The 18,072-nt window shown below is 69.3% G+C and carries 15 protein-coding genes; 7 read left to right on the top strand and 8 right to left on the bottom strand.

Features of this window, described 5'->3' with window-relative positions:
- Window positions 1-14: 14 nt before the first annotated feature.
- A complete protein-coding gene (locus ABD848_RS00155; protein WP_344966164.1) occupies window positions 15-380 on the top strand; it encodes a hypothetical protein in 366 nt (121 codons plus the stop codon).
- Between the two features lie 111 nt (window positions 381-491).
- Here the strand turns inward: ABD848_RS00155 and ABD848_RS00150 are convergent, their stop codons facing one another.
- A complete protein-coding gene (locus ABD848_RS00150; protein WP_344966703.1) occupies window positions 492-1,376 on the bottom strand; it encodes a carbohydrate kinase family protein in 885 nt (294 codons plus the stop codon).
- 225 nt (window positions 1,377-1,601) lie between these two features.
- Here ABD848_RS00150 and ABD848_RS00145 point away from each other — a divergent pair, with 225 nt between their 5' ends.
- The 5 genes from ABD848_RS00145 (at window position 1,602) to ABD848_RS00125 (ending at window position 8,555) form a co-directional block, all read left to right on the top strand.
- Complete coding sequence (locus ABD848_RS00145; protein ID WP_344966163.1) at window positions 1,602-4,331, top strand: bifunctional acetate--CoA ligase family protein/GNAT family N-acetyltransferase; 2,730 nt, start codon at window positions 1,602-1,604, stop codon at window positions 4,329-4,331.
- Between the two features lie 700 nt (window positions 4,332-5,031).
- Window positions 5,032-5,625, top strand: coding sequence for a DUF5998 family protein (locus tag ABD848_RS00140; RefSeq protein ID WP_425567372.1), 594 nt, complete (start codon window positions 5,032-5,034; stop codon window positions 5,623-5,625).
- 96 nt (window positions 5,626-5,721) lie between these two features.
- Complete coding sequence (locus ABD848_RS00135; RefSeq protein WP_344966161.1) at window positions 5,722-6,870, top strand: alkaline phosphatase family protein; 1,149 nt, start codon at window positions 5,722-5,724, stop codon at window positions 6,868-6,870.
- 264 nt (window positions 6,871-7,134) lie between these two features.
- Complete coding sequence (locus ABD848_RS00130; RefSeq protein ID WP_344966160.1) at window positions 7,135-7,593, top strand: peroxiredoxin; 459 nt, start codon at window positions 7,135-7,137, stop codon at window positions 7,591-7,593.
- A 308-nt stretch (window positions 7,594-7,901) separates the two neighbouring features.
- Window positions 7,902-8,555, top strand: coding sequence for an MBL fold metallo-hydrolase (locus ABD848_RS00125; RefSeq protein ID WP_344966159.1), 654 nt, complete (start codon window positions 7,902-7,904; stop codon window positions 8,553-8,555).
- Window positions 8,556-10,459: 1,904 nt separating this feature from the next.
- On the opposite strand, the gene ABD848_RS00120 is transcribed toward ABD848_RS00125, so the two are convergent.
- From ABD848_RS00120 to ABD848_RS00100, 5 genes are all read right to left on the bottom strand, one after another.
- A complete protein-coding gene (locus tag ABD848_RS00120; protein WP_344966158.1) occupies window positions 10,460-10,882 on the bottom strand; it encodes a DUF5709 domain-containing protein in 423 nt (140 codons plus the stop codon).
- Between the two features lie 77 nt (window positions 10,883-10,959).
- Window positions 10,960-11,394 carry a DUF2203 domain-containing protein gene (locus ABD848_RS00115; RefSeq protein ID WP_344966157.1) on the bottom strand — a complete coding sequence of 145 codons (435 nt, stop codon included), beginning with the start codon at window positions 11,392-11,394 and terminating at the stop codon, window positions 10,960-10,962.
- An 85-nt stretch (window positions 11,395-11,479) separates the two neighbouring features.
- A complete protein-coding gene (locus ABD848_RS00110) occupies window positions 11,480-14,047 on the bottom strand; it encodes a CHAT domain-containing protein (RefSeq protein WP_344966156.1) in 2,568 nt (855 codons plus the stop codon).
- Window positions 14,048-14,183: 136 nt separating this feature from the next.
- Window positions 14,184-14,657, bottom strand: coding sequence for a hypothetical protein (locus ABD848_RS00105; RefSeq protein WP_344966155.1), 474 nt, complete (start codon window positions 14,655-14,657; stop codon window positions 14,184-14,186).
- Window positions 14,658-14,808: 151 nt separating this feature from the next.
- Entirely contained in the window at window positions 14,809-15,390 is a 582-nt protein-coding gene (locus tag ABD848_RS00100) for an RNA polymerase sigma factor (protein WP_344966154.1), read from the bottom strand.
- Between the two features lie 245 nt (window positions 15,391-15,635).
- Between ABD848_RS00100 and ABD848_RS00095 the strand changes: the two genes are divergently transcribed.
- Entirely contained in the window at window positions 15,636-16,130 is a 495-nt protein-coding gene (locus ABD848_RS00095; RefSeq protein ID WP_344966153.1) for a DUF3145 domain-containing protein, read from the top strand.
- Between the two features lie 775 nt (window positions 16,131-16,905).
- On the opposite strand, the gene ABD848_RS00090 is transcribed toward ABD848_RS00095, so the two are convergent.
- On the bottom strand, window positions 16,906-17,358 hold the full coding sequence (locus ABD848_RS00090; RefSeq protein ID WP_344966152.1) for a DUF1707 SHOCT-like domain-containing protein: 453 nt from the start codon (window positions 17,356-17,358) through the stop codon (window positions 16,906-16,908).
- 92 nt (window positions 17,359-17,450) lie between these two features.
- Window positions 17,451-17,888, bottom strand: coding sequence for a DUF1707 SHOCT-like domain-containing protein (locus ABD848_RS00085; RefSeq protein ID WP_344966701.1), 438 nt, complete (start codon window positions 17,886-17,888; stop codon window positions 17,451-17,453).
- Window positions 17,889-18,072 lie beyond the last annotated feature (184 nt).

Genomic DNA, 18,072 nt, shown 5'->3' with positions numbered 1-18,072 from the left:
GAGGGGAACTATCGATGCCCGATGTCCACGCACTCCCGGACTCGATTGTCCACCACGGGTGGGACGAGATCGACACCTCCATCGACGACGAGCACCCCCGCCTGCTCTCTGACGAGCAGTTCGACCGCTACACCCAGACCGTGACCGCGCTACTGACCGCCCTGGGCCTGGACGTCCACGTTCCCCACTCCGGCGACCCGGGCTCACTGGAGATCCGCAACCCCCGCACCGGGCAAACCCTCGAACTCGACATGCGCGACGACCGCAGCGCCGAATGGAACCTCGAAGCCGGCGACGAAATCCCCGAAGGCACCAGCGCCACCGGAATCGCCACCCAGATCTCACGCATCCTCGGCGCCACACCACCCGGCGACAACTGAACGGAATCGCCCCAAGCGGCCCCTGCCGATTCCGACCCGATCGCGGGCAGGGGTCCCCGCCCTCACTTCCGCACGTGGCGGCAAGCGGGCGCTTACAAGGCTCTACAGGCCCTACAGGTCGGGGCGGGCGCCGGGTTGGTGCAGGGCGCGGGCGGCCAACTGGTGGCCCGCTGCGAGCGCGTCCTTGGGTGTCTTGCCGTCGAGCCAGGGCGGCAGGAAACCGGCGATGAAGGCGTCACCCGCGCCGATCGATCCGGGGGAGGGTTCGACGGGTTCAGCCGGGAGCGTCACCGTGTCGTCGCGGGACTTGGCGGCCCACATCGCCCCCTCGTCGCCCAGCTTGAGCACCACGTTGGGGTACCAGGCGCACAGCACCTTCGCCGCCGCCTCGGCCTCCTCGCGCCCAGTCAGGACCTTGGCCTGCTCCTTGTTGGCGAACAGCAGGCTAGCGCCGTTGGTCCACTCCAGGAAGTTCTCGGCGCCCGCGCGCTCCAGGGGCGCGTGCGAGCCGCCGTCGACCGAGATCGACATCCGGGCCTCGCGCGCCATGCGCAGCGCCACCCGGCCGGCGCGGCGCGAGCCTTCGTTGATCAACGTGAACCCCGAGACGTGCAGGTGGGCGCCGGGGGTGAACGCTTCGCGCGGCAGGTCCTCGGGTTGCAGTGCGGCGTTGGCACCCGGGTCGCTGAGCATGGTGCGGTCGCCGCGGTGGGTAATCATCACCACGCAGGTTCCCGTGGGCCGCTCGGGGTCCATCACCATGCGGGCGTCCACCCCGTAGCCCATCAACTCCATCTCGCGGGTGCGGCCCGTGATGTCGGAGCCGCGTCGGCCCACAAGGGTGGTGTCGGTGCCCTCAAGAGCCAGCCACGACGCCACGTTGGCTCCTGAACCGCCCCCGTAGGTGGTCACTGAGGCAGGGGTGTCGCTGCCGCGAGCCAGTGCGTAGAAAGCTCGTGCGACAGCGTCGGTCATGAGGTCCCCGATCACGACCACGCGCGTCATTTCGTCACCACCTTGCCAGCCACTGCGGCGCGCCTATCCGCTGTGCATCCCGTAAGCGTTCCCTGACGTTAACAGGTTCAAGGGTGAACGCGGGTAACGAACTGAATGCGGTGCGACTGCCGGAAGGTTAGATCGCTCTGGCCTCGTGCGCCACGCCCGGCCACGATTAACGATCTTTTCCTCCCTAAAGCGATCATCTCGTCTACCCTCAAAAACGTGCAGTCATACCCGAACCACTGGGAAGCCGACGTTGTTCTCACCGATGGCGGTACCGCACACTTGCGCCCCATCGTCCCCGACGACGGCCAACTGTTGCAGGAGTTCCACGCGAAGCTGTCGGCCGAGACGATCTACTACCGTTTCTTCGCTCCCTACCCGCGACTGTCCCAACGCGACGTCAAACGATTCACCCACGTCGACTACGAGGATCGGGTCGCGCTCATCGCCACCATCAGCGGAGTCATGGTCGCGGTCGTGCGTTACGACAAGGTCAGCGAAGACGAGGCCGAGGTCGCCTTCGTGGTCGCTGACGAGCACCAGGGCCGCGGGCTCGCCTCGGTGCTGCTGGAACACATCGGTGCCGCGGCCCGCGAACGCGGGGTGCGGCGTTTCATCGCCGACGTGTTGCCAGAGAACCGGCGCATGATCAACGTGTTCCGGGAAGCCGGCTATACCGCCGAGCAGACCTTCGACGAAGGAGTCATCCGGCTCACGCTCGACCTTGAGCCCACCGACTACTCCCAGGAGGTCATGCGCGCACGCGAGCAGCGCGCGGAGGCCCGCTCGATCTCCCGGCTGCTGTTCCCGGAGTCGGTGGCGGTCATCGGCGCCAGCCGCACCGCCCACACCATCGGCCAGACAGCGCTGCGCAACCTGCTCGCCGGTGACTTCCAAGGGCCGGTGTTTCCCGTTCACCCCGAGGCCAAAGCCGTCGCCGGGGTGCGCGCCTACCCCAGTGTCCTCGACATCCCCGACCCTGTTGATCTGGCTGTGGTGGCGGTACGCGCCGACATGGTGGCCGACGTCGTCGCCCAGTGCGCCCAGAAAGGGGTGCACGGGCTGGTCGTGGTCAGCTCCGGATTCGGCGAGGTAGGCCCGGAAGGGCGCGCCCGCCAAGACCAGCTCGTTCTCACCGCCCGCGCTGAGGGGCTGCGCGTGATCGGCCCCAACTGTCTCGGCATCGCCAACACCGACCCGAAGGTCTCCCTCAACGCCACCCTGGCACCGGAGATCCCCGCGCGGGGCACCATCGGTTTCTTCTCCCAGTCCGGCGCGCTCGGCCGCGCGATCCTACAGCGTGTCGCCCAGCGCGGAATAGGGCTGTCCACCTTCGTCTCCGCCGGCAACCGCGCCGACGTCTCCGGCAACGACCTGATGCAGTACTGGGAGGAGGACCCCGCCACCGAGGTTGTCCTCCAATACCTGGAGTCGTTGGGGAACCCCCGCAAGTTCTCCCGCCTGTCGCGCCGTCTCGCCCAGCACAAGCCGGTGGTGGCGGTGCGCACCGGCGGCTCCTCGCAGGGAGTGCCCACGGGGCACGCCGCCAACGCCTTGGAACTGCCCGACTATGCGGTGACGTCGCTGTTCCAGCAGGCCGGGGTGGTGCGGGTGGAAGACATCACCCAGATGTTCGACGTGGCCCAACTCCTGGCCTACCAGCCGCTGCCCGCCGGGCCGCGCGTGGGCATCATCGGCAACTCCGATTCTCTGGGGCTCATGGTCAAAGACGCCTGCACCCGCATGGGACTCAAACCCCACGACCCCGTCGACCTGGGACCCAACGCCACCGCGGCCGACTTCGAGCAGGCGCTCAGCGCGGCCTTGGACGACGACGAGGTGCACTCTCTCGTCGTCGTCTTCATCCCCGCCCTCACGCCGATCTCCGGGGACGTCGCCGAGGTCATGCGCCGCACAGCAGCCACCTCCGCCAAACCGATCATCACCACCTACCTGGGCTACCAGGGGCTCCCCGAGGAGCTGCGCCGTCTCGGCCCCAACGGCGAGACCGTGCGCGGCTCGGTACCCTCCTACCCCGCCCCCGAGGACGCTGTGCGCGCGCTCTCCCACGCCACCCGCTACGCGGTCTGGCGTGGCCGCGACCCCGGGCGTCACCCCGAGTTGGCCGACATCGACCGGGCCGGCGCCCGCGCCATCATCGACGCCACGCTGAGCGACCCCCAAGCCCGTGGCAGCTCCCCCCACTCGGTGTGGTTCACCAGTGAGCCGCTGCACGCCGAAGAGGAAGAGTCCGCGGTCGCCCCAGAGGAAGCGCGCCAGCTCTTGGCCTGCTACGGGGTGCCGGTCTGGCGCGACATCCCCGTCTCCTCCGCTGACGAGGCCGTCGCGGCGGCCGAAGAGATCGGCTATCCGGTCGTCATCAAAGCCAACGCTCCCGACCTGCGGCTGCGCGCCGGCGGCAGCGGAATCCGCTCCGACCTGCGCGGAACCGACGCGGTCCGGGGCGCATTCGAGGCTCTCCACGGCAGGTTGGGCGATGACGCCATGCTCGTCGTGCAGGCCATGGCCGTGCCCGGGGTGCCCGCGGTGATCCGCGCGGGGGAGAACCCCTCCTTCGGCTCCGTTGTGGCCTTCGGGCTCGCCGACGTCACCGCCGAGCTGCTGGACGACCGGGCCTACCGCCTCGCGCCCCTCACCGACACCGACGCCGCCGATCTCGTGCGGGCCGTGCGCTCCTCGCCCCTGCTGTTCGGGCTGCCCGCCGGAGCGTCGTCGCTGGCCGACCAGCCTGACGTCGACGCGCTGGAGGAACTGCTGGTGCGCGTGTCCCGGCTGGTCGACGCGCTGCCCGAAGTGGCCCACGTCGACTTGGACCCGATCATCGTCAACGCCACCGGTGCTCACGTGCTCGGCGCCCGCGTGTGGCTACGCGAAACCCCCGATGTGCGGTTGGACTACGGGCCGCGCCGGCTGCGGGTACCGTTCTGAGGGCCGGCATCTGGCCATGCCGTGAGAGGACTCTGCCGTGAGAGGCGCGGGTCGCGCCGGCCAGTCCGACCCCGCCCTCGGCCGGGGCGGGGCGCCGACAGCAGCGGGGCAAGCTCGGCTGCGGTTCCTGTCTGCCCCGGCTGGTGCCTGTCGTCTCCGGCTTTCGTAGCCGGTGTTCGGCCGCGGCAACGGAAGCCGCACTGCTGCCCGCAACCTGCCCGCGCTACTGGCGCGTGGTCACGGGTGCCGGAGATGGCGCCGCCTCCCCGGCACCCGAACGTTCGCTTTACGCGCAGCCCCGACTTAGGTTCTGTTGTGCGAACGGCTGGGGGTGTGGGCCGTGGAGTGTGCCTCGTTCGCTACGCGATCTCGCCAACCCGTGGGGCGGCAGCCGGACACGCTCACCCGCGTGTGCCCACCGCCGCTCCCCGCCGCCCTTTTCAAAAACAGACTCTAGGCAGGCTCGGGCTGCGGCTCAGGCTCTGGAGGCATCGGCCCGGGCCCGGGCACCGGGGGCTCGGGTTCCGGCTCGGGTGGTACCGGCTCCGGTTCTGGCATCGGGCCGGGGGGTTCCGGCGGTGTTGGCGGTACGGTCGCATACATATCGGGCCACTACCCGTGTCGAGTGAGCTTATCCATCACGTCGGGAGCAGCCGACTCTCAGGTGCGCGCGGGTGTCCGGAGAAGGCAGGATGGGACTATGAGGAAAACGCGGGCTGTGTCCACCGACTGGCGCTTGGAGATCGAGCGCAGCGGCTATTATCCGGTGCTTGTGGCCGACGCCGTCGCCGCCGCGCTCGGCGACGAGAACGCGGAAGCGTTCGTGGTCCACCACGAGGCGACCTTCGACCCAGCTATGGAAGTGCGCCGCCACATCACCGTTCTACTGCTCACAGCAACCCGGCTGCTGGTCTGCCACACCGACGAGCACCCACCGGCCGGCCCCGGCGAGCGTCCCCACGCCTCCACAACCACAGATTCGATCAAACTGTCCAGTGTGCAGTCCGTCGCTTTGACGCGGCTGGTCCCTGACCCTGAGCAGTACGCGCCTGACACGCTTCCCAGCGAAGTCGTGCTCAGCATCAGTCTGGCCGTGAACTGGGGATCACTCGCCCAGGTCGATCTTGAGCCGGCCACCTGCACCGACGAGTCCTGCGAAGCCGATCACGGCTATACGGGCTCCATCACCGCAGAGCCATTGACCCTGCGGGTCAGCCAGGCCGCTGACGGCGCCGACGCCGTCGCCAACATGCTCGACTTCACTCAGGCGTTGTCGGAAGCCACCGCCAAATGAGCTGACCCGCGCACCGCTCCACACCACCCCACGGTCACCACGCGGGCAGGCCCCGCCCAGGAGGCATAGCCCCGCCTAGGTGCTAAGAAGCAGCCTATGAGTACCGACGTCACCGACTTCGAGCAACCACGCTACGGCTCAGCCTCCGTGGCGGACCTGGCCCCCTCGGCGCTTGCCGCGCTGGGAGTGCCCGGAGAGCCCAACACCCTCGCACTCCCTCCAGCGCGCCACATCTGCGTGCTGCTGGTGGACGGCATGGGGTGGGAACTGCTGCACGCCAACCGCGACCGGGCACCGTTCCTGGCCAGCCTGATCGACACCGGTGGCCCCGAACAAGCCATCACCACCGGGTTTCCCACCACGACCGCGACCAGCCTCACCTCCCTGGGGACCGGTCTGGCACCCGGCCATCACGGCATCCTCGGCTACCAAGTGGCGGTACCCGGCGCGGACCGCATCATGAATTCCCTGCGCTGGGACCACGACATCGACCCGGAGCAGTGGCAGCCACACTCCACCGTCTACCAGCGCGCGCAGGCCGCCGGGGTCAGCACGGCCTACGTCGCCGCCGCCGCATTCGAGGGCAGCGGGTTCTCCCGTGCCTCGGCGCGGGGGAGCCGTTACCTCGCCGCCAACGGCGCCACCGAACTCGTGGTGCAAGCCGAAACGGCGCTGCGTTCGCCGACCCCCTCCTACGTCTTCGTCTACCACTCCGACCTCGATACCTACGGTCACATGTTCGGAGCGGACTCCGCCCACTGGCGCCACCACCTCGGCCACGTCGACCGGCTCGCCGAACAGCTCGCCGCGATCCTGCCCGCCGGCGGTGCGCTCTACATCACCGCTGACCACGGCATGGTCGACACCACGCCGGCCAGCCGGATCGACGTGGGCTCCGAGCCCGCGCTGGCCGACGGTGTTCGGCTGCTCGGCGGTGAGGCGCGCGTCCGCCACGTCTACACCGAACCAGGTGCCGCCGCCGACGTGCTAGCCGCATGGCGGGAGCGGTTGGGCGAACGAGCGGTTGTCCTCAGCCGAGAGCAAGCCATCGACGAGGGCTGGTTCGGCGCGGTCGCGGCCGAGTTCCTGCCCCGCCTCGGTGACGTGCTCGCGCTCGCTCGCGGCGACACCGCCTTGATCGCACCCCACCAGGAGGAGGTCGAATCCCAGCTCGTGGGCCACCACGGCTCCCTGACCTCCCAAGAGTTGCGTGTACCCCTGCTGCGGGCCACCTCCGAGTCGTAGCCGGCAGGCGGCCCGACATCCCCCACCGCCCCCTCAGCGGTCAGGCGTCCCGCAGCGGCGCGTACCCCAGGCGGTTGATCCCACCCCGCCCCGCTCGTCGAGCACCCACAGCATAGGCTTTCCTCACGAAGCGTTCGCACCACAGCACCTTCGGCGGCCCCGGCCGTTTCGGGGCATCTTCCCGCTCGGGGCGGCGCGGCCACCGCCGTCTCCATACTCCGCCGTCCCGTCAGGTCCCAGCGCCAACACGCCAGGAGAAGCCGCATGAAGACCGGTGACCAGGTTCCCGATTTCGAACTCGACGACCAGGACGGGGTGAAGCGTAAGTTGAGCGACCTGCTGGCCGAAGGGCCGGTGGTGCTGTTCTTCTACCCCGCGGCCATGACGAAGGGGTGCACGGCTGAGAGTTGCCATTTCCGTGACCTCGCCGCCGAGTTCGCCGAACTCGGCGCCACCCGCGTGGGCATCAGCGCCGACCCCGTCAGCAAACAGCGCGAGTTCGCCACCGCCAACAACTTCGACTATCCACTCCTGTCCGACCCCGACGGCTCAGTGGCTGACATGTTCGGAGTCCGCCGCGGCGGTCTGATGTCGGGACTATCGCCCACCCGCCGCCGCACGTTCGTGATCGACACCGACCGGCGCGTACTCGACGTCATCTCCGACGAAGTCCGCATGCAGGTCCACGCCGACAAAGCACTGAGCGCTCTGCGCAACCGGTAAACACCGTCCAAGGTCTCGCCCCGCTGCTTTCGCCGCCCCTCCCGCCCCAGTCTCCAGGCGCGGGGCGGCAGCGGCCAAGGGCAGAGACGGGAAAGCTCGCGCCCAAGCGCTCCTGCTGTCGCCGCAGCCGATGCCGTCCTGCCCACGCGCACAAACGCCGCTGCGGCGACGAGCCGACCAGCAGCCAATCGGGCGCTCCCGCCACGCCCAACCCTTGCAGGTCGCCGCAGCGCGACCCCCGTCCCAACCGGGTTTTTGCTTCTAAGGCGCGTGGCGCGGCCTGAGCCTCACGCAGCACAATAGGAAACGTGAGTTACTCCGGAGATACCAGGGTCGGCGGACCCGCCGACCTACGTGACCTGTCCGAGCTGACCATCAGCAAACTTGCAGTGGGTCCGATGGACAACAACGCTTACCTGCTGCGCTGCAAACGCACAGGCGAAGCCGTCCTCATCGACGCCGCGAACGAGGCTGACCGGCTGCTGGAACTCATCGATGGGAACGGACTGGATCGCGTCATCACCACCCATCAGCACCAAGACCACTGGCAAGCCCTCGCCGAGGTCGTCGGCGCCACGAGCGCCCGCACCGTGGCCCACCCCATCGACGGCGAAGTCCTCCCCGTGTCGGTCGACGAGCCAGTCGAGCACGGCGACCGCATCCCCGTAGGTGCATGCGAGTTGCAGGTCATCCACCTGCGCGGCCACACCCCCGGATCTATCGCCCTGCGCTACGACGACCCCGAGGGCCGGACCCACCTGTTCACCGGCGACAGCCTCTTCCCCGGCGGGGTCGGCAAAACCTGGGGCGACGCCGACTTCCGACAGTTGCTCTCCGACGTGGAAGAGCGGATCTTCGCCGAGATGGACGACGACACCTGGGTCTACCCGGGACACGGCAAGGACACCACCCTCGGAGCCGAGCGCGGCCAGTTGCCGCAGTGGCGGGAACGCGGCTGGTAACCCCCGGACTGTCGGGCTGTGGCAGTTCGGCTGCCGGCCACGGCCCACTCCCAAAAACGGTGGGTTGTCGACCGATGATAGGCAGCAGCGGCCCACCTAACGCTCACCCCCTCCCCGCGGCCACCCCTGGGCCGCGGGGACACCTCCCGTGGGCGCCTCCGGTGACCCCGTTATCGGGACAGGAGCCGGAATATCCCCGCACGCGCGGGGAGCATCATTCGGTCGGTCCCACCACGTGGGGTGTGGTGGGGCCATCCCTGCGGGCGGGGGAGCGTTTCGGCGAGCTGGCCGCGTTGGTGTGACAGTGGGGAGCAGCCTTACTCCAGTGGGGTCTTCGGCGCTGTGTGGGTTTGGGTTGGGGGAGACGTGTGGTGTTTCCCGTCGCTCGTGCCTCGATCGCTTCGCGATCTCAGCAGCCAGGGGTGGGGTGTGTTTGGGGTGGGTGTTCTAGTGCCGCGTCTTCATAGGGATCCGCCGGGCTGTTGAGGGTGGGGTGTGTTTGGGGTGGGTGTTCTAGTGCCGCGTCTTCATAGGGATCCGCCGGGCTGCTGAGGGTGGGGTGTGTTTGGGGTGGGTGTTCTAGCGCCGCGTCTCCATAGGAATCCGCCGGGCTGCTGAGGGTGGGGTGTGTTTGGGGTGGGTGTTCTAGCGCCGCGTCTCCATAGGAATCCGCCGGGCTGCTGAGGGTGGGGTGTGCTTGGGGTGGGTGTTCTAGCGCCGCGTCTCCACAGGAATCCGCCGGGCTGCTGAGGGTGGGGTGTGCTTGGGGTGGGTGTTCTAGCGCCGCGTCTCCACAGGAATCCGCCCGGTTGCTGAGGGTGGGGTGTGCTTGGGGCGGGTGCCCTAGCGCCACGTCTCCACAGGAATCCGCCCGGTTGCTGAGGGTGGGGTGTGCTTGGGGCGGGTGCCCTAGCGCCACGTCCCCACAGGAATCCGCCCGGTTGCTGAGGGTGGGGTGTGCCTGGGGTGGGTGCCTTAGCCTTGCGTCGTCCTTCGGGGTATCTGCCGCAGGGGTTGTGCCTGGGGCCTAGCTTGGTGTCGCTTCTCGGAGTGTCGGGCGCAGGGGGGTATGCCGAGGGGCTCGCCTGCCACTTTTCGGGGGTGCCGCCTGCCCTTGGGCGGGTGTGCTCGCGCCTTGGCCACCGGGTGGGCCATGGCGCGGTCATGGCGCCGCCTGCCCTTGGGCGGCTGCGCTCACCGGGCCCCGTATCCGGGGAGGTTGTCGCCTGCTTGTTGTGTGTCGACCTAGCGCAGTGTTCCTTCGCCCGGGCGGCCACCGGCCTCGTTTCATGCCCCTTCGACTCCGGGGTGCCCGTATCGTCTCGCGCCACCTCAACCACCGCCCCCCTTCAGGGCGCCTCAACTACCGCGCCCCCACACTCACACTTCTCGTGTCACCCCAGCCACCGTGCCCCCACACTTCTCATGTCACCTCAACCACCGCGCCTCCTTCAGGCTGCTGAGATCGCGCAGCGATCGAGGCACGAGCGGACGACGCACTCTCCCACCCCGCCGAACACAACCACCCCTCGCGCGGGGAGCACGTCGCGGTGCCGTGTCCCTGGGGCGAGCCCGAAGGTCCATCCCCGCGTGCGCGGGGCTCACTGCGCGAACTCAGCGCGCAGGTGCGCGACGCGCGGTCCATCCCCGCGTGCGCGGGGCTCACTGCGCGAACTCAGCGCGCAGGTGCGCGACGCGCGGTCCATCCCCGCGTGCGCGGGGCTCACAGGAAATGACCTGGGGATTTGTTGCGGGTTATCTTTTTGTTATTTATGGGGCGGAGTCTAGAGGCGGCCGGGCCGGGGTGGTTGTGCTGGCCGCCGGGGTGGCTCGCTTGGGCGGCTGGGCTTTCCGCTGAATACTCGCCCGCTAGTGTCCCACGGCAACGGTTCGGCGTGGTCGCCTCAGATGCTTTCGGGCTCTTCTTCGGTGTGGACGGCTTCTTCCTCGGCGCTCATCGCTGCCTGGTCGGTGCCGGCTTCCTCGGCCACCAGGCTGGCCTCTCGGTCCTCGCGGGCGCCCTCGTCCTCCTCCACCAGCCGTAGTCCGGGCTCCGTTACGGTCTCGCCCTCTTCCTCGCTCTCCTGGAAGGCAGCGGTGACGTCGGGAACTTCCCGCGACACCGCTGTGTCGAGAGATTCTCCGGCCTCGTCATCGGTGCCGGTGGGGCCGAACTCGCTCATCGCCACCGGTTCGTCCCCAGGCAGTATCTGGTCTTCGGTGTCGTCCTCTTGGGCGGGCAGCCCAGCCGCTTCCCAGTCTGTGGCTTCGGCGTTGATCGGGTCGGAGCCGCGTTCAGGGTCGTGCTCAGGGTCGTAGGCAGTCATATTCGCCGCCTACCACAGTGGGACACCTTCATGCAGGACGGTGGGCTGCCCAGTCGTGCTGCTTCAGCTCGGTCAGCTCAATCGTGGGCCGCGGCCGTCGGCGGCAGCCGACGCCTGGCGATGAATCCGAGGTCGGTGCGGTGGTACCAGCCAAGTTCGTGCTCGCCCTCCAGCCAGCACAGCCGTACCGATACTCCGCTCAGGACGGCGGGAAAGTCCAGCAGCACCGGCGCCAGCCCTTTGACCTCGATGCCCTGTTCGGGGAACCACGCCTGCAATTCGCTCAGCCGTGCCTCCAATGCTTTGAGTTCGGGCATGCCTCCCAGCGACGAACCGTCGGTGGCGCGCAAATCAGCCGCGAGTTCGGCCAGATCGGCCCGTACCTCCACCAGTTCGGCCACCTGGGCGCGTACTTGGGGCATCAGCGCGTGGGCCTCCTCGATCTCGAAGGTTCGCCGCTCGTCCTCTGCCGCGCTGCCCCACGGGTCCGGCATGTTATAGGTCTCGCCCATGTACCGTACGTTACCGGCCTCGGTTCAGGCGGCTACGGCCGGCTCGGCTCGTCTGCGCCTGAGGCCGTTCCTCGTGTCCGTGGGCTTACCCGGCGCCCAAGCACACGAACCCCGCGTGGGCCAGATGCCTGGCCACGACCTTCGCCGGGGAAACACCCCTGCTCAAATCGGTGTGGGCTCGGGTCATGGCGTCGGTTATCGCGTCGTCGCGCACCGGCAGTATCCCGGCGACGACCGTGGTTGCGCCCATCGCCAGCAGCGTTGCGGCCAGCCCCAGCGGCACCCCTGTGGGGGAGGCCACCGAGCGTCCCACCGCGCAGGAGGACAGCACCGTCACTCGCGGTACACGGTGGGCGCGTTCGAGATCGTAGGCCAGCAGCGGCCCATCGGCCAACAGCAGCCCCGACAGCATCGGGCTCCGGGGTGGGAACACCCCGTGCGCGCTCAGGTGAGCGAGGTCAGCTCGTCCCAGCTCAGCCAGTACCCGCGCCGTGGTGGGGCGGGCCGCCCCCTCGCCGGCCAGCAGCGTAGCGCCGGGATAGATCCGGCGCAGCCGGCGGGTTTCCCCGCCCGCCCCGGGCAGGTCGGGGCCGGCAACCAGCACGGTTCGTTCGGCCGCGAGCTGGTGGCGTACGCGCCGCCGGCGGCAAAGCCACGCGCGGGCCGAGGAAGCTACCACGAGCGGGCGCCCGGTCAGGCCGGGGAGTAGCCCCCATGGCAGGCCGGGAAGCCCCGGTTCGGGGGCGAGAACGACGGGACGCTCCGCCAGGAGGTCGGCCACGGGCGCGACGAGCAGGTCGGCCAGGTGTGATGCACGGTCGGCGGTGACCGCGTCCTGTCCCACCTCGGGCGCGACGGCGTTGAGCCGCGCGGCGTGCAGCAGCTTCGCCGCCGCGTCGGCGATCGCGCCCGCCTCGCCCAACGGGCGGAGGGTGACCTCGCCGTCGACCATCACCACGGCGTTGACCTGCCCGGCCAGTTCGACATAGCGCAGGAACACGCGGCGTCCCAAGGCGCTGGCCAACGTCGGCCCCGCCGCGCCCGTCGCCGGGACCTCCGGGGCGCAGCGGCGCACGCATCCTGCGTGCCACTGGGCCAGGCCGAGTTCGGTCTCGATCCGCTCCACCTCGTCGAGAGGGGTGTGACCGTGCGCCCACGGCTCGTCTTGGTCGCCGTGGGTCCACGCGCGGGCGCACGCGGCGCGGTAGCGGTCAAGGAGGCGCCGCCAACTCGTGTCGCGGCAACGCCGCTTGGGGCGCGGGGCGGTGGGGACCCGCTCGATCCATTCCAGCGCCGGCCACGCCTGTCCGGCCTCCAGCGCCAGGTGCGCGCCCGCCCGCGCGATCGTGGTGGCCGCGGTGGGCACGTGCGCCAGGGGTTCGAGGTGTCCCGCCACGGTCAGGCGCCCCGGCCGCGCCGTATCGTCGGGGCGTTCCAGGTGGGCGCGGGCGGCGGTGTGGTCTCCCTGAGCAAGGGCGCGCAACGCCCGCAGCCGCGAAGGTGGGGGAGCCGCGAGGGCGGGCGCGCCCAGGGGAGCGGTGGCGACGCTGGAGGCTAGGGTCGCTGCCGCCGCCGTCGCGCTGACCCCAGCGTGCCTACTCGCCGCTTCCCGCGGCGCCCGCGCAAGCGGGGCGCAGGTGCGCCGGGGCTGTGCCTGCCCGAGTTTGGTGGTCGGGGCCGGGGGCACGTGGCGCGCCGCCCATTCGATCTGGCGCGCCAGCCGGCTCCACACCGAGGCCGGGCCGAAGGCGGTGTTTACGCGCCGGGCGAGGGTCGCCGCGCCGTCCCGGTCGCCGATGCCCAGCAGCAGTTTGGCCCGCAGCAGCAGGTGGGTGGCGTAGCCCGCGCCGGCGTCTGTGGCCATGGCTGGTGCCACCGAGCGCAGCAGGGTTTCCGCGTCCCGGAACTGTCCGGCTGCCAGCAGCGCGCCGGCGCGATCCATGAGGAGCGTCTCGCGAGGCCCGGGGGGCAGGAATCCGGCGGCGGTGGCGAACAGCAGCATGGCCCGGGCGATGTCTCCCTGCCCCGCCGCCGCGCATCCCAGGTTCTGTAGCGCCAGTCCGCGCAGGTGGTGCAGATGGTGGCGTTGGGCCAGTTCCGCCGCCCGTTCCAGGACCGCTGTCGATTCGTGGGGGTTGCCGGTGTAGAGCAGGGCGAGCCCGCGGTTGCTGAGCAGCCCTGGCAGTAGGAGCCTGTCGTCTCCACCGCCGCGCAGGCGCTGCTCGGCTGCGTCGAAGTCGCTGAGTGCGGCGTCGAACCGTCCTTGCTGGGAGGCTGCGACTCCCCGGTTGAGCAGGGCCAGCGCGCGTGTGGCGGGCTCGCGACGCACCGCGTGCTCCAGTAGCGCTGCCGCGCCTGCGCCGCGGCGTGCCAGCAGGCCCAGGCGGGAGGCTCGGGCCTGGGCGGCCAGGTGGGGGAGGTGCGCGCGCTGGGCCACCTCGGCGGCACGGGCCAGGGAGTGGTGGGCTGCTGCCGTGTCGCCGAGCTCGTGGAGCGCCAGCCCGCGGGCCCGCAGCGCCACTGACCGCGTCGCGGGGTCGCGCGCTTCGGCGAGGACACGTTCGGCGTGGTGGCGCGCGTGTCCAGGGTCACGTCCTACCAAGGCCACGGGGTGAGGGGCACGCTCGTCGGTCCCGGGTCGCTGACTCGTCATATCTTTTGTCGCCTTCGGTCGGTGACGATCGTGCGCCAGACATGGGAGCCATCGGTCCGGGCGTTGGCGAGGCCGGCGGTGGCCGGTGTCGTCTGGCACACCTCGCCGTGGGGAACCTGTGGCTGGGGGAGTGGGCTTAGACGGTCACCCAGCGGGTGGCGAGGGGGCTTTGACCGGTGCGGTGGAACACGATGCTCATGGGGCCGGGCGGGATGTTGTGGACGACGAAGGCCCCCGCCGTGTCCACGGTTGCTGTCGTGGCCCCGTCATCCCAGCGCACTTCGACCGTGCCGGCCCCGCCCGGGGTGAGCTGCCCCACGATGTCGCACAACCGGTCCCGTGAGGTGATCTCCAGTCGCACGTGGACATCGGGGGTTGCGAAGGTCAGCAGACGTGTGCCTTCGCCGAACGCCGAGAGCTCGCGTACGCCCCGCGGTGGGTCCGTGGCCGAGTCGTCGACCAGGTCCGCGACGTCGGCTTCTGGGCGGCGCGCCCGGTAGCCGACGCGGGCCTTGGCGGGAAGCTCTGCGGGCATCGGATCCACCGGCGCGGAGCCCCCCAGAGCGCGGATCACGAACCACTCGTCGTCAGTGGGGTCGTCGAGGGGCATGTAGGTGTCCTTCCCAGCGTTACGGCCCGACCGGGGCGGTTGGCGGGCCCGGGGCGGCAGCCACGGTGTGGTTGATCTCGTGTCTTTCGATGATGCATGGTCACGGAGTTCTCTAGCCGGCCAGACCGGCCGCTGTCGCGGTGGGGGCGCTTCAGGTGTCCGGGGAGCCTTCCGTGAGCCGAGGCTCCAGGTGGCTGCGTAGTTTGCGAAACGCGCGTCGGCGGATGTTGCGCACCTCATGGGCCGGCACGCCGGCGATCTCGGCGATGTCGGCAACGGTCAGTTCCGGGGCGTCCATACGCAGCACGGCCACGATCCGTTCGGTCACCGGAAGCAGCCGCAGCGCTTCGCGGACCAGTCGTGCGCGTTCGCCGGCCACGTGCTGTTGGGCAGGGTCGTGGTCGGTGGGGATGTCGAGGAGGTCGGTGGGGTCGCATGGCCGGGCACGGTGTCGCGCGCGCAGGTGCCGAAACGACTCGCGTTGGGCGGTGACGGCCAGCCAGGTGCGTAAGCTCTCGGGGTGCCGGAGCCGGGGGAGGTGTTCGGCCAGGGTGCGCCATACGGTTTGCGCGACGTCCTGGGCATCATGGGTGGAGAGGCCGTAAGATCGGGCAACGGCCCACAGCAGCTTCGAGTAGCGTGATACCAGAAGTTCCCACGCTTCGGCGCTGTCCTGCGCGGCGCGCCACACGAGTTCCGCGTCCGGGATATCGCCATCGGGTTGGTCTGGCACCCGTTCCCCCCAAGTGGGTTCATATATCTGTCACATACGGAGAAGAACGGTAACTGTTCGTGGCGGTGAATGTTGTGGGTTCCGTCGCATTCGGTCCCTGGGGGCTCCGGCTGTCAAAGAGCCCTGGTGTCGCTGGGGCGCATGGGGCACAATAGTTCGCGGAGAGAACTCATCACGGACATCTTCATCTTCGCTGCGGGTTCGAGGGCGTCGGGGAAGCGCACTCGTTCGTATCAGGAGGTTCGGTGTCCGCACGTGGCGTCCTGTACGTCCACTCCGCGCCCGCGGCGCTGTGCCCACACGTCGAGTGGGCGGTCGCGGGTGTGGTTGGCGTGCCTGTGAAACTCGACTGGCAGCCCCAGCCGGCGGCTCCCGGTACTTACCGCGCTGAGCTCAACTGGCAGGGAGCCCCCGGCACATCCGGCGGTATCGCGTCGGCTCTGAACAATTGGCAGCGCCTCCGCTTTGAGATCACCGAAGATGCCTCACCCGGATGTGACGGCGTGCGCTACAGCTATACCCCCACGCTGGGCGTCTACACCGCTGTGACGGGGGCCAGCGGCGAGGTTCTCGTCCCCGAGGCGCGGATTCGTGCCGCTATGGACCGCGCAGCCGGCGATGACGGTGAACTCGTCGGACAGCTCGAACGTCTTATGGGCCGCGCCTGGGACGAGGAGTTGGAGCCGTTCCGCTACGCCGGTGACGGTGCCCCGGTGCGCTGGCTGCACGCCGCCGGCTAGATTCTGGTTTTCTAACGGGTGGGGCCGTGGGGGCGTTCTTCGTCGGCTCGTGCCTTGATCGCCGCGCGATCTCGACAGCCCGCGGGGCGCCGGCGGACGCGCTCGCCCGTTTCCACCCACCGCTCGCTCTCGCCGCCCTTCCAAACAACAGGACCTAAGCCAGGGCGCCACCGGCGGCATGGCGCGGGGATCTATGGGTTTGTCAAGCCGGGAGTGGGTAGATGGTGTCGTTTGTTCGTGTCTCGATCACTGCGCGGTCGCGGCAGCTTGAGAGGGCACGGCCACCTGGGAACTGGGGTGGCTGCGGTCGCTTCTCTCCAACGATTCGCGGTCTCGGCGGGCTGGGAGGGTGCGACAGCTTGGGGCGGGATCGCTGGGGCGATTTTTCTCGATCGTTTCGGAGGATCGGTGCTCTGAGAGGGCATGGTGGCTTGAGGGCTGGGCGCAGCGACGTGGGTGGTCCTGGGGTGGGGGAAGGCCGCTAGAGGCCGGGAGGCGACGACGGGGACCCCTCTCTCTGGAGAGGAGGCCCCGGGGTGGCGTGACTGTTCGCGGAACAGCGAAACAGGCGCCTTGTTGTGGCACAGGGGAGGTGGTGACACCCGCCCTGGATACCGTCCCCCTCTGGCTGCCCGAGATCGCGCAGCGGTCGAGGCGCGAGCTGGGAGCCCCCTGTCGGTGTTGTCGGCCGGGGGGCTGGTGCCGCCGTGGCGACGGGCGTGCCCCACGCCCGGTCGAGGCCGGTCAGATCGGCAAGATCGGCGATGCCGTGGTGTTAGCGTTTTCTGTTTCCGCTGACCTGCGAAGCGATGGTGAAGATGAGCATGAAGCCCAGGGGCCACACGGGCCAGAATGCCAGCATCTGCCCGGCGACCACGCTCGTGACGACCCAGATCCCCACCAGGATCACTGCCAAGCCGCCCAGGCCTCGCCATTGGTCGATGTGGTCGTGCCAGCGTCGCTGGGGTGTGTTGGCCTCGCCGACAGCGGCGAGGTCCAGTGGCTCGGAGCTGTCGTGGCTCGTAGTGGTCTCCGACAGCGACACGGGCAGGTCCTTGGTCAGTGGGGCAAGGTCTGCGAAGGTCTTGGCGGCCATGGCCGTTTCCAACCGCTCGTTGTACTCGGCGAGGTCCAGTCTGCCTTCCGACAGTGCGGTGCCCAGCCGTTCCGCGACGGCGTCGCGGTCGGCGTCGGACACGCGCAACTGTTCTTGACCTTCTTCGTCCATACCGACTCCTGGGTAAGCCGGGCGTCTGGCTCCCGGAAAATCCGTGTCATCCCCTTTACAGTCTATGTTCCGCTGTCGTCAAGGCGCCAAGATCAATCACGGCGATTGGTGCTGTCATCGGGCCAGATCGCCGCGGCGATAAGGATCGCCGCCCAGATCCCGAGTGGGACGAGTGGCCAAAATGGCAGGAGCGCCCCGCCAACAATGCTGGTCACTCCCCAGATGCCGGTCATGATGACGGCGCCGCCCAGCCACCAACGCCATTCGTCGACCCATTCCCGCCATCCAGAGGCCGTGGGAAACCCGGGGGCCTCCGAGGTGACGAGGCCCTTCCCTTCGTCGCTTTCCGCGGGCTGAGTTTCGACGGGCGTTGGGAGATCGGCCGTCAGCGGCGTCAGATCTCCCATGACCACAGCGTTCATCGCCAGGTCCAGGCGTCGCTCGTACTCGTTGAGATCAAGTCGTCCTTCGGACAGGGCGATGGCGAGACGTTCGGCGACAGCGTCCCGGTCGGCGTCCGAGGCCCGCATCCGGCTCTCGGGGACACGTTCGTCATCCACCGCACACCCCCTCCGCGCGATGATGGGTTGATTTACGATACGTCGACTACCCCGGAGTGGAAACCTGACCCCATGGTGAAACTTCGCAAATCTCCCCGAAACGTACTTCCCTCGCAGTCAATTCCCTGCTAAGGGAAGAATCCGCGGTAGGACT

It is taken from the genome of Salinactinospora qingdaonensis, from assembly GCF_039539445.1.
GTDB lineage: Bacteria > Actinomycetota > Actinomycetes > Streptosporangiales > Streptosporangiaceae > Salinactinospora > Salinactinospora qingdaonensis.
Note: the sequence above shows the minus strand (reverse complement) of the source record. Positions and strands in the feature narration are given on the sequence as shown.

Excerpts from the sequence above, each read along its gene's own strand:
- ABD848_RS00155 (WP_344966164.1), top strand. The coding sequence starts at position 15 with ATGCCCGATGTCCACGCACTCCCGGACTCGATTGTCCACCACGGGTGG.
- ABD848_RS00140 (WP_425567372.1), top strand. The coding sequence starts at position 5,032 with ATGAGGAAAACGCGGGCTGTGTCCACCGACTGGCGCTTGGAGATCGAG.
- ABD848_RS00135 (WP_344966161.1), top strand. The coding sequence starts at position 5,722 with ATGAGTACCGACGTCACCGACTTCGAGCAACCACGCTACGGCTCAGCC.
- ABD848_RS00130 (WP_344966160.1), top strand. The coding sequence starts at position 7,135 with ATGAAGACCGGTGACCAGGTTCCCGATTTCGAACTCGACGACCAGGAC.
- ABD848_RS00120 (WP_344966158.1), bottom strand. The coding sequence starts at position 10,882 with ATGACTGCCTACGACCCTGAGCACGACCCTGAACGCGGCTCCGACCCG.
- ABD848_RS00115 (WP_344966157.1), bottom strand. The coding sequence starts at position 11,394 with ATGGGCGAGACCTATAACATGCCGGACCCGTGGGGCAGCGCGGCAGAG.
- ABD848_RS00110 (WP_344966156.1), bottom strand. The coding sequence starts at position 14,047 with ATGACGAGTCAGCGACCCGGGACCGACGAGCGTGCCCCTCACCCCGTG.
- ABD848_RS00105 (WP_344966155.1), bottom strand. The coding sequence starts at position 14,657 with ATGCCCCTCGACGACCCCACTGACGACGAGTGGTTCGTGATCCGCGCT.
- ABD848_RS00090 (WP_344966152.1), bottom strand. The coding sequence starts at position 17,358 with ATGGACGAAGAAGGTCAAGAACAGTTGCGCGTGTCCGACGCCGACCGC.
- ABD848_RS00085 (WP_344966701.1), bottom strand. The coding sequence starts at position 17,888 with ATGCGGGCCTCGGACGCCGACCGGGACGCTGTCGCCGAACGTCTCGCC.